This is a genomic window from Solihabitans fulvus (assembly GCF_008386585.1).
In the GTDB taxonomy this organism is placed as follows: domain Bacteria; phylum Actinomycetota; class Actinomycetes; order Mycobacteriales; family Pseudonocardiaceae; genus Solihabitans; species Solihabitans fulvus.
In genome coordinates this window covers 112,684-127,391 of the sequence record NZ_VUOB01000029.1, presented here as the reverse complement: position 1 = coordinate 127,391, position 14,708 = coordinate 112,684, and the positions used below count along the sequence as shown (strand labels likewise).

General features: G+C 72.4%; 11 protein-coding genes. 8 read left to right on the top strand and 3 right to left on the bottom strand.

Annotated elements, in window-relative coordinates:
- The first annotated feature begins 1 nt into the window (after position 1).
- Complete coding sequence (locus F0L68_RS17860; protein ID WP_149850714.1) at positions 2-1,276, top strand: Bcr/CflA family multidrug efflux MFS transporter; 1,275 nt, start codon at positions 2-4, stop codon at positions 1,274-1,276.
- Between the two features lie 54 nt (positions 1,277-1,330).
- On the opposite strand, the gene F0L68_RS17855 is transcribed toward F0L68_RS17860, so the two are convergent.
- Positions 1,331-2,566 (bottom strand): NAD(P)/FAD-dependent oxidoreductase, encoded by a 1,236-nt coding sequence (locus F0L68_RS17855; RefSeq protein ID WP_149850713.1) that lies wholly within the window; start codon positions 2,564-2,566, stop codon positions 1,331-1,333.
- A gap of 193 nt (positions 2,567-2,759) precedes the next feature.
- Here F0L68_RS17855 and F0L68_RS17850 point away from each other — a divergent pair, with 193 nt between their 5' ends.
- The 5 genes from F0L68_RS17850 to F0L68_RS43550 all read left to right on the top strand — a co-directional run bounded on the left by F0L68_RS17850 (position 2,760) and on the right by F0L68_RS43550 (position 8,970).
- Complete coding sequence (locus F0L68_RS17850; RefSeq protein WP_149850712.1) at positions 2,760-2,963, top strand: hypothetical protein; 204 nt, start codon at positions 2,760-2,762, stop codon at positions 2,961-2,963.
- The gene (locus F0L68_RS17845; RefSeq protein ID WP_223198887.1) at positions 2,960-3,487 is read left to right on the top strand and encodes a GNAT family N-acetyltransferase; all 528 of its coding nucleotides are present in this window, start codon (positions 2,960-2,962) and stop codon (positions 3,485-3,487) included. The genes F0L68_RS17850 and F0L68_RS17845 overlap by 4 nt, the downstream gene beginning before the upstream one ends.
- Positions 3,488-3,633: 146 nt before the next feature.
- Positions 3,634-5,787: an SDR family NAD(P)-dependent oxidoreductase gene (locus F0L68_RS17840; protein WP_149850711.1), complete on the top strand. Its 2,154-nt coding sequence runs from the start codon at positions 3,634-3,636 to the stop codon at positions 5,785-5,787.
- A gap of 76 nt (positions 5,788-5,863) precedes the next feature.
- Positions 5,864-7,501 carry an AMP-binding protein gene (locus tag F0L68_RS17835; protein ID WP_223198886.1) on the top strand — a complete coding sequence of 546 codons (1,638 nt, stop codon included), beginning with the start codon at positions 5,864-5,866 and terminating at the stop codon, positions 7,499-7,501.
- 104 nt (positions 7,502-7,605) lie between these two features.
- Positions 7,606-8,970, top strand: coding sequence for a helix-turn-helix transcriptional regulator (locus tag F0L68_RS43550; protein WP_223198885.1), 1,365 nt, complete (start codon positions 7,606-7,608; stop codon positions 8,968-8,970).
- 275 nt (positions 8,971-9,245) lie between these two features.
- On the opposite strand, the gene F0L68_RS17825 is transcribed toward F0L68_RS43550, so the two are convergent.
- Complete coding sequence (locus tag F0L68_RS17825) at positions 9,246-10,523, bottom strand: helix-turn-helix domain-containing protein (RefSeq protein ID WP_149850710.1); 1,278 nt, start codon at positions 10,521-10,523, stop codon at positions 9,246-9,248.
- Positions 10,524-10,893: 370 nt separating this feature from the next.
- On the opposite strand from F0L68_RS17825, the gene F0L68_RS17820 reads away from it, so the two are divergent.
- Together F0L68_RS17820 and F0L68_RS17815 are read left to right on the top strand one after the other, a co-directional pair.
- Entirely contained in the window at positions 10,894-11,409 is a 516-nt protein-coding gene (locus tag F0L68_RS17820; RefSeq protein ID WP_306463156.1) for a PH domain-containing protein, read from the top strand.
- On the top strand, positions 11,406-13,073 hold the full coding sequence (locus F0L68_RS17815) for a PH domain-containing protein (protein ID WP_149850709.1): 1,668 nt from the start codon (positions 11,406-11,408) through the stop codon (positions 13,071-13,073). The genes F0L68_RS17820 and F0L68_RS17815 overlap by 4 nt, the downstream gene beginning before the upstream one ends.
- Positions 13,074-13,076: 3 nt before the next feature.
- On the opposite strand, the gene F0L68_RS17810 is transcribed toward F0L68_RS17815, so the two are convergent.
- Positions 13,077-14,621: a helicase HerA-like domain-containing protein gene (locus F0L68_RS17810; RefSeq protein WP_149850708.1), complete on the bottom strand. Its 1,545-nt coding sequence runs from the start codon at positions 14,619-14,621 to the stop codon at positions 13,077-13,079.
- Positions 14,622-14,708 lie beyond the last annotated feature (87 nt).

Sequence of the window (14,708 nt, the reverse complement as noted above, 5' to 3'; positions counted from 1 at the left end):
CGTGAGGGCACAGAGTTCTGCGAGCACATCGCGCGAGGTCACGGCGGGTCGCACCAAGTTCCTACTGATCCTCGGCGGCCTTTCGGCGTTCGGTCCGCTGTCGATCGACATGTACCTGCCGGCCCTGCCGACCATCGCTGGCGACTACGGCACCGGCGCGGCCCAGGTGCAGCTCACCCTCACCGCGTTCGTGATCGGCCTCGCCTTCGGGCAGCTGGTCGCCGGCCCGCTCAGCGACGCGTACGGCCGCCGCCGCCCGCTGCTGATCGGCCTGGTCGCCTACGCGCTCGCCTCGGTCCTGTGTGCGTTCGCGCCGTCGGTCTACGTGCTGACCGGGCTCCGCCTGGTGCAGGGCTTCAGCGCGGCGGCCGGCATCGTGATCGCCAGGGCCGTGGTCAGCGACCTGTTCCGCGGCGTCGCCGCCGCGAAGTTCTTCTCGATGCTCATGCTGGTCAGCGGCCTCGCGCCGATCCTGGCCCCGGTGCTCGGCGGCCAACTGCTCGCGCTGACCTCGTGGCGCGGTGTGTTCGCGGTGCTCACGGTGTTCGGGGTGCTGCTGCTCGGCGCGAGCGTGTTCGGCCTGCCCGAGACGCTGCCGGCGGACCGGCGCAGGCACGGCGGGTTCGGCGACACCGTGCGGACCTTCGGCAGCCTCCTCGCCAACCGGGTGTTCCTCGGCTACGCGCTGGCCGGCGGGCTCGGCTTCGCCGCGATGTTCGCCTACATCTCCGGCTCCAGCTTCGTGCTCCAGAGTGTCTACGGCCTCAGCCCGCAGGGGTTCAGCGCCGTGTTCGCGGTCAACGCGGTCGGCATCGTGATCGCCGGCCAGATCAACGGCAGGCTGGTCGGCAGGGTGTCCACCCGAAAGCTGCTCGCGATCGGCCTCGCCATGATCGGCGTCGGCGGCGTTGTCCTGCTGCTGGCCGCCGCCGAGGGCCTCGGCCTCGTCGGCATCCTGCCGCCGCTGTTCGTGCTGGTGGCCGCGATCGGGCTGGTCATGCCGAACTCGACGGCGCTCGCGCTCAACGAGCAGCCCGGCGCCGCCGGCACCGCCTCGGCCCTGCTCGGCACGCTCCAGCTGGCCATCGGCGGGGTGACCGCCCCGCTGGTCGGGCTCGGCGGCAGCGGCAGCGCGGTGCCGATGGCCATCGTGATGGCCGCGCTCGGCGTGCTGGCGATGCTCGCCTACGTCACGCTCGCCAGGGGCGGCAGGGAACTCACCGAGGAACCCGAACTCGCCCAAAGCGCCGAGGCCACGCCAGAACTGACGCACTGAGACGTCACGAAGGGTCCCTTCAGGACATCCGGTGTCCTGAAGGGACCCTTCATGTCACACCAGGGCGGCCAGGTCTGCGGTGCGGAGCTGGTCGGGCGAGAGCGCGGCCTGCGCGTCGACCAACGCCTGGAGGGCGTCCCCGTCGTCCCACAGGTTCACGTTCATCGCGGCCTGCAAACGACCGTCGCGCAACCAGAACGCGATGAACTCGCGGGTGGCCGTGTCGCCGCGCACCACCAACTCGTCGCGCCCGGGATCGGCTAGACCCCGGTACTCCATGCCGAGGTCGTACTGGTCGGAGAAGAAGTACGGGCTCGCCTGGAACGGCTCGGCCGCGCCGAGCAGGTTGCCGGCCACGTGCGCGCCCTGGTCCTTGGCGTTGGCCCAGTGCTCGACCCGAACCCGCCGCCCGTACCGGGGATGCGCGTGCGCGGCGATGTCGCCGGCCGCGTAGATCTCCGGCACCGAGGTGCGCAGTGCCGCGTCCACCGCGACGCCGCCGCCGGGCACCTCGTCGGTCAGCTCGATGCCGGCCCGCTCGGCCAGTCCGAGGCGGGGCGCGGCGCCGACCCCGAGCACCACCAGATCGGCGGGCACCTCGTCGCCGCCGGCGAGCCGGACCGCGCGCACGCGGCCGTCGTCGCCGCCGAGGAATCCCTCGACACCGGCGCCGAGCCGCCAGGCCACGCCCTGCTCCGCGTGCAGGTTCCGGAAGACCTCGCCGATGGTGTCGCCGAGAACCCGTTGCAGCGGCAGCGCAACGGTGTCCACGACGGTGACGTCCGCGTCGTGCCGGATGGCGGCGGCCGCCACCTCGCAACCGATCCAGCCCGCGCCGACGATCACCACCCGCCCGGCCGCCTTGAGCTCGTCCCGCAGTGCCAACGAGTCGTCCAGCGTGCGTAGCGTGCGCAGGCCGGCCAGCTCCGCGCCGGGCACGGGCAGGGTGCGCGGCTGCGAACCGGTCGCCAGCAACAGCCGGTCGTAACTGTGCGTCGCGCCGGCAGAATCCACCACCACCCGATCGGCGGGCCGCACCTCGCGGATCTCCGTGCTGTGCCGGCGATCGATGCCCTTGTCCGCGTAGAAGTCCTCCTCGTGCACCCAGGCGGGCTCGTCCGCGTTGCCGAGCAGGATGTCCTTGGACAGAGCGGGCAACTCGTATGGTCGGTGCGATTCCTGGCCGAACAGCAGCACTTCGCCGTCGAACCCGCGCTCCCGTAGTGCCCCGGCGGCGGATGCCCCCGCGAGCCCCGAGCCAACGACGACGATGCGTTGCGGATTAGCCATATTTCACCCTCCTAGGTGACGGCACACACGTCTCATGCGACGCTATCGGCAGCTCGGCAAGGTCGCCCGGCGGGTTCCTCGACAAACCACCGTCGGGAACGTCGTCACGGCACCGGCCGGCGTTCGTCTCACCCGAGCAAGCGCCCGCGAGTTGGTCGAGCGGCCGTGCCGACGTAGTTGGAGGTTGGGGGCAGTGGCAGTCCAGCAGGAGTGGCAGATCAGTTGCCGCGACATCGCGTCCCGCAGACGCGACATGACCGTGTTCGTGAGCCAGGGCCACATCGTCGTCACGGTGCCACCGGGCGAGGCCGCCGTGCTCACCCCGTTGGAGGTCGGCAGGCTGCGCGCCGCGCTGCGCGACGCGGTCGTGGACGCATCCGGAGCCGTGGGCCAGTGACGGCGGGCACGACACCGATCACGCACACCATCCGCCCCGGCTCGATCGCGGACGTCGACACGGTCGTCGCGCTGTTCGACGAGGCCGTCCGCTGGCTGGTCGGCCAGGACCGGACCGGCCAGTGGGGCACGGACTCCTTCTCCGGCAGCCCGAAGCGCGTCGAGCAGGTGCGGACGTGGGCGGCGGGCGGCGGAATGTGGCTGGCCGAGAACGACGGACTGACCACAGGCTCGGTCACCCTCGGCGAGGCGCCGGACTACGTGCCGCCGACGGACGTCCCCGAGCTGTACGTCGCCGCCCTCGTCGGCGGGCGCGAACCGGCGGCGCGGGGTGCTGGCCGGCAGCTGCTGGCGCACGCGCGGGCCGAGGCCGAGCGGCTCGGCGTCGAGCGGGTGCGGGTGGACTGCTACGCGGGCGACGACGGCGCGCTCGTCCAGTTCTACGTCTCCGCGGGCTTCACCCCCACCGACACGTTCCTGGTCGGCGACTGGCCCGGCCAGGTCCTTGAGCAGCGCCTCGGCTAGTCGTCGAGCAGCGGCCCCTGACCATCTCCCACCCGGCAGCCCCGGCGCGTCGCGCGCCGGGGCTGCCGCGTTGTTCGGGGCAAATCGACGCCACCCCTTCCTACTCGCCGGTAGGTAATGCGAGTATCAGGACAGAGGAGGTGGCCGTGAGCACCTGTTTCGTCACCGGAGCCACCGGCTTCATCGGCCGTCACCTGGTCGCGCGCCTGCTCGCCCGACCGGACTGCGAACGGGTGTACGTGCTGGTCAGGAGCCAGTCGAGGGAGCGCCTCGCGGCCATCACCGCGCGCTGGCCCGAGCAGCGCAAGGTCGTCCCCGTCGTCGGCGACCTGACCGCGCCTGCCCTCGGCGTGGACCTCGGCGAGCTGGCCGGCGCCGTGGACCACGTGCTGCACCTCGGCGCCGTCTACGACCTGACCCGCGACCTGGACAGCCACCGCGCCGCGAACGTCGACGGCACCCGCAACGTGATCGACTTCGCCGGCGCGGTCGGCGCGCGCTGGCTGCACCACGTGTCCTCGATCGCCGTCGCAGGGGCGCACCGGGGCCGGTTCGCCGAGACCGACTTCGACCTCGGGCAGCGGCTGCCAACGCCGTACCACCAGACCAAGTTCGCCGCCGAGAAGCTGGTGCGGGAGCAGGACGTCGTGCCGTGGCGGGTGTACCGGCCAAGCGCCGTGGTCGGCGACTCGCGCACCGGCGAGATGGACAAGATCGACGGCCCGTACTACTTTTTCCCGGCCATCGCGCTGCTCGCCGGCCTGCCCGTCGCCCCGGCCTGGCTGCCGCTGGTGGCCCCCGACCTCGGCGCGACCAACCTCGTCCCGGTCGACCACGTCGCCGCCGCCATCGACCACCTCATGCACGCCGAGGCCCCCTCCGGCAGCACGTTCCACCTCACCAACGCCGAGCCGCAGTCGATCACCGAGGTGTACAACGCGCTGGCGGAGGCGGCCGGCGCGCCGAGGGTCGCGCTCACCGCGCCCGGCTGGCTGTCCGCCCCGGCGCGGGCCGCCGTCGCCGCGCTGGCCAGGACCTCGGCCGACGACCCGGTGCGCGCGGCCGTGCTGACCGAACTCGGCGTGCCGCCCGAGGTGTTGCCGCACCTGACACTGCCGACGACCTTCGACAACGCGGCCACCCGCGCGGCGCTGGCCGGCACCGGCATCGAGCCGCCGCCGCTGCGCGAGTACGCCGGCGCGCTGTGGCGGTACTGGGCCGACCACCTCGACCAGGACCGGGCCGGCCGCCGCCGCAGTGCGCGCGGCGAACTAGGCCATGTCCCGCGGATCTCTTTCCTGCTGCGCGGGGCCCAGGCGCCGCCTCGCCGCGTTGCGCCCACGCCCCCATCCAACACCGGGATGGGGACGCGTGCGCGCCTTGCGAGACGACACCTGGATCCCCGCTCGCGACGGAAAAGACCCACGGGACACGACCTGGCCGGCCGCCGGGTGCTGATCACCGGCGCGTCCTCGGGGATCGGCCGGGCCACCGCGCTCGCCGTCGCCAGGCACGGCGCGGTGCCGCTGCTGGTGGCGCGGCGGGCCGAGGAGCTGGACAAGGTCGTCGCGGAGATCGTCGCCGCAGGCGGCGCCGCGGTCAGCTACCCGTGCGACCTGACCGACGGCGAGGCCGTCGACGCGCTGCTCAAGCAGGTCCTCGCCGAGCACGCCGGTGTCGACATGGTGGTGAACAACGCCGGCAGGTCGATCCGGCGCTCGGTGCTGCTGTCGGTCGACCGGCTGCACGACTACGAGCGGACCATGGCGCTCAACTATTTCGCGCCGCTGCGGCTGATCCTCGGGCTGCTGCCGCACATGGCCGAGCGCCGGTTCGGCCACATCGTGAACGTGTCGACCATGGGCGTGCAGACCAACACGCCGAGGTTCTCCGCGTACCTCGGCTCGAAGGCGGCGCTGGACGCGTTCAGCCGCGTCGCGGCCGGCGAGACCGTCGGCGACGGCGTCACCTTCACCTCGGTGCGGATGCCGCTGGTGCGCACGCCGATGAGCGGGGCGACGAAGGTGTACGACGCGTTCCCCGCGGCCACCCCGGAACGCGCGGCCGACCTCGTGGTGCGCGCCCTGGTGGAGCGCCCCGAGGAGGTCAACCTGCGGTCGGGGGTGCTCGCCGACCTGGCCCGCCGGGTCGCGCCGAGGACCGGGCGGGCCGTCGCGCACCTCGCCTACCGCGCGCTGCCCGAGTCCGCGCCCGAGGCGCGCGGGCGACAGGCCGCCGTGCCGCCGCTGGCATCGGTGGCCGCCGGCCTGACCCGTCTGCTGCGCAACGCAGTGCGATGACCAGTCGTCCTGGCCGCCGGCGCCCCCTGCCCCCGGCGGCCAGGACGACCACCCAACGGAATGCGAGGTGGAGTCGGTGCTCCTGCGGACCTCCAAGGTGACGGGCGTGCGGTCCCTGCTCGATCGGCTCCTGCAACCGGCGCGGGACGTGCTGATCCTGGCCAGGGCAGGCGTGGTCCGCCCGATGCGGCCGGACCGGCTGCTCGGCGTGCTGGACGGCTACCTGCGCTGGGACCTCACGGTGCCGTGGGGTTACGCGATGGGCGCGGCCCGGCACCCCGACCGCGCGGCCATCATCGACGAGCTCGGCGAGCTGACCTTCGCGCAGGTCGACGAGCGCACCACCCGGCTGGCCAACGGGTTGGCCGGGCTCGGCGTCCGGCCGGGCAGCAAGGTCGCGGTGCTGTGCCGCAACCACCGGGGCGTGATCGAGACGCTCACCGCCTGCGTCAAGCTCGGCGCGCACACCGTGCTGCTCAACACCGGCCTGAGCGCCACACAGCTCGGCGTGGTGCTGCGCGAGCAGGACGTCGCCGTCGTCGTGGCGGACACCGAGTTCGGCCCGCAGCTCGCGCAGGCGCCCGCCGAGGTCCGCACGGTGACCGCCTGGGTGGACGACGAAGCCCGGGGCACGACGCTGCGCGGGCTGATCGAGGACTCCCCGGCGACCCCGCTGCCGCGCCGACCGCCGCGCGGCAGGCTGATCGTGCTGACCTCCGGCACCACGGGCGCGCCGAAGGGGGCGCGCCGGCCGGAGCCGACCGGCCTCAGCCCGGCGGCCGCGCTGCTGTCCCGGATCCCGTTGCGCGAGGGGGAGATCGCGCTCGTGCCCTCGCCGCTGTTCCACACCTGGGGGCTCGCCGCGTTCCAGCTCGGCCTGGTGCTCGGGGCAACGCTGGTGCTGCAACGGAAGTTCGAGCCAGCCGAGACGCTGGCCGCTGCGCAGCGGCACCGCTGCACCTCGCTGTTCGTCGTTCCCGTGATGCTGCAACGGATCCTGGAGCTGCCAGAGGCGGAGCGCGCGCGCTACGACCTGTCCGCGCTGCGGGTGATCGCCTCCAGCGGCTCGGCCCTGCCCGCCCCGGCGGCGACTCGGTGCCTTCGCGAGTTCGGACCGGTGCTCTACAACCTCTACGGCACGACCGAGGTGTCCTGGGTGAGCATTGCGGGCCCCGCCGACCTTGGCGTCAGCCCGAGCACGGCAGGGTATCCGCCGCGCGGCACCCGGCTGGCCATCCTGGACGAGCACGGCAGCCCGGTGCCGGTCGGCGAGACGGGCCGCATCTTCGTGGCCAACGAGTTCCTGTTCGAGGGCTACACCAACGGCACCGGCAAGGAGGTGCGCGGTGGGCTCATGTCAACGGGCGACCTGGGTTACCACGACGATTCCGGGCTGTTGTTCGTGGCGGGCCGGGACGACGAGATGATCGTCTCGGGCGGCGAGAACGTGTACCCGCGCGAGGTGGAGGACCTGCTCGCGGCGGTGCCGGAGGTGCGGGAGGTCGCCGTGGTCGGGGTGGCGGACGAGGAGTTCGGCCAGCGGCTGGCCGCCTACGTGGTGCCGACCGCTCCCGGCGCCCTCGACGCCGAGGCGGTGCGCGAGCACGTGCGCGCGCACCTGGCCAGGTTCTCGGTGCCGCGAGATGTGGTGTTCCTCGACGCGCTGCCGCGCAACGCAACCGGGAAGGTGCTCAAGCGTCAACTTGGGAGGTGACTCGGGCGTACCGGGCTATCCTCTAGTTGAGGGATCCTCATATCCATGGTGCGCGCGGTGCCAGGAGGTGGACCGTCGACAGGAACACAGGGGGACTTCGCGCGGTGACCGCTGTTCGCAGCTCCGTCGACCCTGCCCAGTACGTCGACGCTCGCAGCACGGCCAGACAGAACCTGCACGGGGCCCAGGCCGCGCTGGAGGAGGGGCGGCCGGGCGAGGCGCTGGAACTGGCCGAGAAGGCCGTGGCCACCTTCAGCTGGCTGGACGACACCGAGGGTGTCGCGGAGGGCGTGCTCGCCCAGGCCGTCGCGGTCGGCAAGCGCGGCCTGTGGCCCGCGGCGCTGGACACCATCGACAAGGTGCAGCAGATCGCGACGGCCAACCGGCACGTCAGCCTCGAGGCGCGGTGCAGCTACTCCCGCGCGCTGGTCGAGCTGCGGCTGGACTCGAGCGAACGCTCGTTCAACTCGATGTCAAGGGCGCTCGGGCTGGCCGAGCTGACCGGCGAGCCCGAGCTGATCGGCGCCATCCTGTTCCAGCAGGCCCAGGTGATGCGGACGCAGTACCACGAGCACTGCATGCAGCGGGTCGCCTCGGCCAGGTGCAGCCCCGGCGGGGAGCCGTGCACGCTCAAGCTGCGGCGGGCCGAGCGGCTGAGCAACAACGCGCGGGACCGGTGGAAGCAGGTGGACGCGCCGGTCCGGCTGGCCAGGGTCAACATCCTGCTCACCCACATCCGGCTCGACCTCGGCGAACCCGACCGCGCGCAGCGCACCTACCACCGCGCCGAACGGCTGCTGACGGGCGTCGACCGCCCCTCGGTGCTGGCCGAGCTGCGGATGGCGCAGGCACGGCTCAGCGGCGTGCGCGGCCGCGTCGCCGAGCAGATCGGCCAGCTCACCGAGGCCGCGGAACTCGCGAGGGGCTGCCTGGCCAGGGAGCTGGCCGCGCAGGCGCACGGCGCGCTGAGCCACGCGCACGAGACGGCCGGCGAGCTGGCGGACGCGCTGCTGCACTCCCGGCTCCAGCTCGAGCACTACCGGCTGTGGCAGCTCCAGGAGGGCAGGGACCTGCTGCGGATGCGGGACCACGACGCGTCCGCCCGGTTGCTGGAGCAGCTGGCCAGCCGCCGCTTCGAGCCGCGCCGCGAGGATGCCGTCACCCGGGTGGGGCCGCGCAGGACCGAGCCGGGCGCGCTGCGCGAGACCGCGACGGCCGAGCAGATCAACACGCGCATCGCGCACGCGCTGCGGGCGGGCCTCACCCGCCGGGGCATCGAGATTCTCCAGCTGGTGGTGGACGGGGTCGGCACCGGCGCGATCGCCGAGGACCTCGGCCTGTCCCCCAAGACCGTGCAGAACCACCTCCAGCGCATCTACCGCACGCTGGAAGTCCGCGGCCGAACCGGTGCCGTGCTGTGGTGGATCAACCTCGGCGAGGCGCAGGACGACGGTCAGCCCGCCGACTGAGCTGGGCCAATGCAGGTGGAATGACCAAAAGGGCAGTACCGGTGGTTCGTCGACGCCAGTCAACCTGAGCAATTCTCACGTTTCTCGGGCATGCCGACAGCACCCACGCGGCAATGGTGGGTTTTCACCCAAGCGGGTGAGTCAGAAGTAGGTAATGAACCACTCAATCCGCTGTGTCATGCTCGCCAACACGCCTGACAAGTCACTCACACGTCACTGACGCGGTGAGACGGCAGAAATGACAACGCTGACAACTCGACGGACCGTGGGGGCCGCTAATGGCGACGCAGTGCGAATCGCGCTATGTCCCGCCAGAGCAGCGGGTCGACCGCGTCCGGGCTGAGTTGGTCGAGCAGGGCGGCCAGGGCGGTCCGCGCCACCTCGAACCGCTCCCCGTGGCCGAGCTGGTCGGCCGCGCGCACCAGCAGCAGCCGACAGCGCAGCAGGTCCTCGTCGTCGAGCGCGCCGGTGCCGATCGCGTGTTCCGCCAGCGTCCAGCCGCGCTCCGGATCGTCCTCGCACAGCGCGAGTTCCGCGCGCATCGACTCGGCCTGCGCGCTCAGCTTCGCCGGTCGCGCCACCAGCTCGGCCTCGACCAGGTCGAGAATGCCCGCGGCCGCGGCGAGGTCGGGTTCGGTGGAGCGGAGCGCGAGCGCAACCGACGCGAGCCGCACCTGGTTGCGGTAGACCGGGTCGCCGTCGAAGCTCTCGAGCAGGTCGAGCGCGTGCTGGATCGAGCGCTCGGCGTCGGGGCGGTCCCCCAGCCGTTCCTTGACCTGCGCGCGGACCCACCACGCGGAGATCGCCAGCCTGCCGGGTTTGAGATCGGTCAGCTCGCGGGTGAGCTGGTCGACCGACTGCTCCGCCTCGGACAGCCTGCCGGTCCGCGCGAGCTGGCCGGTCAGGCTGACCAGGGCGCGGGTCCTGACGTGCTGGCCACCCGCGCTGTCGTCGCCGTCGGCAAGCTCCACTGCGGCGCGCAGCGCCTTGATCGCGTCGGCGGGCCTGCCGAGTCGCCACAGCGCCTGACCCCGCAGCACCTCGACCAGCGCGTCCACCGTGGGGCCTGGCGACCAGGACGACCGCAGCCGTTCCACCGTGCTCAACAGCGCGTCGACATCGGGCTGCCTGGTCTGCAACACCGCCCTAGTCCAGCGGATCGACCAGGCGAACAGGTCGCTCTCCGCCTGGTCGTCCAGTTCGCCGAGCAGGTCCCTGGCCCGGCCGAGATCGCCGTCGCGGAAGGCCAGCGTGGCCTCGCACCAGGTCAGCGCCTCGTCCTGGGCGAAGCCGTGGCCGGCCGAGCCGACCAGCTCGATCGGGTCGACGTCAAGCACCTCGGACAGCCGCGCGACCACCGCAGGAGAGGGCACCCGGTCGCCGGACTCCAGCCGCGACACGTAGCTCATCGACACGCCGGGACCGGCCAGGTCCTTCTGCGCCAGCCCACGGCGCTGCCGAACAGCCCGCAGGCGGGCGCCGAAGCCGTCGCCTGCCCTACCAGTCAGCGGAGATGACTGAGGACGCCCGCTCGTGTCATTGCCCTCATGCACAGTTACTACCCATCGAACGGAGCTTGACTATGACCGTGAACTCTATCTCCAGAACTCTCGCAGTGTTCGCGCTTTCTCTTGGCATTGGTGTGGTAGGAGCGGCCACCGCATCCGCCGCCACGCCGTCGACGGGCACCCCGAGCTCGGCACACCACAAGCCCGGCGTCGCGGGCATCGACTGGCCTGAGGACACGGTCGTGCAGCCGCACCACCGCTCGCACCACCGGCACTCGCACCACCAGTCCCACTAGGCCTTGCCCCGCGCACTGACCTCGGCCAACGCTCTTCGGCTTTGCCCTGCCGCCATCCGGAGGCACGGCAAAGCCGACGTTCGGCCCTGTGCGCCGCCGGGGTGCGGCACAGTATCCCCGTGAGCACCGACGCCGTTCCCGAACCAGGCCGTCTGCGGCTGCGCATGCCAGAACACCAGGTCAGCCGCAGAGCCGTCACGTGGTGGCTGCTGCGCGCGCTGGCCGGCTGGCTGGTCGTCGTCCTCCCCCAGCTCGCGGTGTGGCTGCTGGTGGACGACGCACCCGGCTGGCTGTCCTGGACCCTGGCGGCCAGCGCGCTGATCGCGGTGGCGCACACCGTGGTGATGCCGTTCTGGCGCTACCACGTGCACAGGTGGGAGACCACTCCCGAGGCCGCCTACACGCTGACCGGCTGGATCAACCGCGAGTGGCGGGTCGCGCCGCTGTCGCGCATCCAGACCGTGGACACCAAGCGCGGGCTGTTGCAGCAGGCGCTCGGCCTGGCGACCCTCCAGATCACCACGGCGTCGGCGGCCGGTCCGCTGCACGTGGCCGGGCTCGACCACGAGGTCGCGATCCGGCTCGTGCACGAGCTGACCTCCGCGACCCAGGCGACGCCGGGGGACGCGACATGACCGAACCCGTTGCGCCGCAGGAACAGTACGGACCGCAGCCGGTCACCCAGCAGCCCTACACCCAGCAGCCCTACACCCAGCAGCCCTACGAGCAGCAGCCCTACGAGCAGCAGCCGTACGGCCAGCGGGGACCGTTCGAGCAGGAGCCGTTTCCCGCCGCGCCGGAGCTGGTCGAGCCGGAACCCGTGTGGAACCGACTGGACCTGCGCATGCTGGTGGTCAGGCCGCTCAACGAGGCCGTCGGCCTGATCCCGCTCATCCTCGGGCTGCTGGTGTACGGCACCAGGAACATCTGGCAGACGGTGTCGGGAATCGCGGCCGTCGTGCTGCTGGTCTCCGTCGGCCTGGTGCACTGGCTCACCACCAAGTACCGAATCACCGGCGACCAGGTGCAGCTGCACAAGGGCCTGTTCGTGCGCAAGCAGTTCTCCGTGCCGCGCGACCGCATCCGCACCGTCGACCTCACCGCCAAACTGGGGCACCGCCTGTTCGGTCTGTCCGCGATCCGCATCGGCACCGGCGAGAAGGCCCATACACAGCACCACGAACTGACCCTGGACGCGGTGTCCTCCGCCGAGGCCGAACGCCTCCGCCAGGTGCTGCTCCGCAAGGTCGCGCCGAGCACCCGACAGTCCGAAGTGGACGACTCGGCGCCGGTCGACGTCGAGGAGACCCCCGGAACCGTGCTGGCCCAGCTGAAGCCGGGCTGGCTGCGCTACGCGCCGCTGACGCTGTCCGGGCTCGTCGCGGTCGGCGCGGCCTTCGGCATCCTGATGAACTTCGCCAGGGAGCTGAACCTCGATCCCGGCCACTACGGGCGGGACACGGTGCGCTGGCTGGCCGACGCCCCGGTCGGGCTGATCGTCGGGATCATCGCCGGCGTGGTGCTGGTGGCCGCGGTGTTCGGCTCGCTGATCGTGTACGTGTTCCAGTTCTGGGGCTACCGGCTGACCAGGGAGACCGACGGCACCGTCCGGGTGCGGCGCGGCCTGCTCACCACGAGGTCCGTCTCGGTCGAGGAGAAGCGGCTGCGGGGCGTCGAGGTGCAGCAGCCGCTGCTGCTGCGCGCCGGCCGGGGCGCGCGCGTCAAGGCCGTCACCACCGGGTTGTCCCACCACCGGGAGGGCAGCCTGCTGCTGCCGCCCGCCCCCGCGGCCGAGGCGCACCGGGTGTCGGCCGAGGTGCTCGGCGTGTCCGCGTCGCCGACCACCGCGCCCCTGGTCCGGCACCCGAGGCGGGCCCTGTGGCGGCGCCTGGTGCGCGCGGTGCTGCCGGTCTTGGTGATCGCCGGCGCGCTCGGCGGCCTCGCCTCGCTCGGGCAGCTGCCGTCCTGGCCGTGGCAGGTCGCGCTCTGCCTGGTGCCGTTCGCCGCGCTGCTCGGCGTCGACCGCTACCGCAACCTCGGGCACGCGCTCACCGACCACTACCTGGTCAGCCGGAACGGGTCGGTGGTGCGGGAAACCGTTGCGCTGCAACGCACCGGCATCATCGGCTGGCGGATCTCGCAGTCGGTGTTCCAGCGCAGGGCCGGCCTGGTCACCGTCGCGGCGACCACCGCGGCCGGCACCGGTGCGTACCACGTGCTCGACGTCGCCGAGGACGACGGCCTCGCCCTCGCCGAGGCGGCCGTTCCGGACCTGCTGCGCCCGTTTCTGGTGCGGTAGCGGCTACTTCCTGCGGCGGGCGGTGCCGAACACGCCCCTGGTGATCTCGCGGCCGAGCACGCTGGCCGCCGAGCGAAGGAACGACTTCACCGCCGAGTTGCCGAGCACCTGCTCAACCACGCTCGGCTCGTCCCTGGCCGGCGCGGGCTCCGGCCGGGACTCCGGCTCCGGCTGGGGTTCCTCCTGCGGCTGGCCGCCGCCGACCTTGTCCATCAGCTTCTCGTAGGCGGACTCCCGGTCGATCGTCTCGGCGTACTTGCCGTGCAGGTCGCAGCCGGCGGCCTCGGCCGCGATGGCGTCCTGGCCAATGGTGTCCATCAGCGAGCGGGGCGCGCGCAGCCGCGTCCACGCCACCGGCGTCGGCGCGCCACGCTCGCTGAGCACCGTCACCACGGCCTCGCCGGTGCCGAGCGAGGTGAGCGCCTTGCCGAGGTCGTAGTGCGGGGTGGTCGGGTAGGTCTTGACGGTCTGCGTCAGCGCCTTCTGGTCGTCCGGCGTGAACGCGCGCAGCGCGTGCTGCACGCGCGCGCCGAGCTGGGACAGCACGGCGTTGGGCACGTCGGTCGGCAGCTGGGTGCAGAAGAACACGCCGACGCCCTTGGAGCGGATCAGCTTCACCGTCTGCACGATCTGTTCCAGGAACGCCTTGGACGCGCCGGTGAACAGCAGGTGCGCCTCGTCGAAGAAGAACACCAGCTTCGGCCGGTCCAGGTCGCCGGCCTCGGGCAGCTCGTGGAACAGCTCGGCGAGCAGCCACATCAGGAAGGTGGAGAACAGCGCGGGCTTGGACTGCGTGTCGGACAGCTCCAGCAGCGAGATCACGCCCCGGCCGCCGTCCTGCCGCATCAGGTCGGCGGGGTCGAGCTCGGGCTCGCCGAAGAACGTGTCGCCGCCCTGCGCCTCCAGGTTGACCAGCGAGCGCAGGATCACCCCTGCCGTCGCGGCGGAGACGCCGCCGATGCCCTTCAGGTCGGCCTTGCCCTCGTCGCCGGTGAGGTGCGCGATGACCGCACGCAGGTCCTTGGTGTCCAGCAGGGGGAGGCCGCGCGAGTCGGCCCAGTGGAAGATCAGCCCGAGCGTCGACTCCTGGGTCTCGTTGAGCCCCAACACCTTCGCGAGCAGGATCGGGCCGAAGCTGGTGATCGTCGCGCGGACCGGGACGCCGACGCCGCCGGTGCCAAGCGACAGGAACCGCACCGGGAACGCGGCGGGCTGCCAGTCGTCGCCGGTCTCCGTGGCCCGCGTGCTCACCCGGTCGCTGGCGGCGCCCTCGCGGGACAGCCCGGACAGGTCGCCCTTGACGTCGGCCATCAACACCGGGACGCCGGCCGAGGACAGCTGCTCCGCCATGAGTTGCAGCGTCTTGGTCTTGCCGGTGCCGGTCGCGCCGGCCACCAGGCCGTGCCGGTTCAGCGTCGCCAGCGGGAGCCGCACCGCGGCCGACGGGTCCACCTGGCCGTCGACCAGGACGGCGCCGAGTTCGATGGCGGCGCCCTCGGAGACGTAGCCTGCCGCGATCTGCCTGGCCGGAGACTGCTCGTCGCTCACCGGGGCTCCCCTCGTTGGATCGCCGTCGGCCCCGGCGCTTGGCCGCCGTTGGGCCGTTTGGCCGAGCCTAATGACCCTCGACCGTCG

Coding starts and splice junctions, on each gene's coding strand:
- F0L68_RS17855 (WP_149850713.1), bottom strand. CDS start 2,566: ATGGCTAATCCGCAACGCATCGTCGTCGTTGGCTCGGGGCTCGCGGGG.
- F0L68_RS17815 (WP_149850709.1), top strand. CDS start 11,406: ATGACCGAACCCGTTGCGCCGCAGGAACAGTACGGACCGCAGCCGGTC.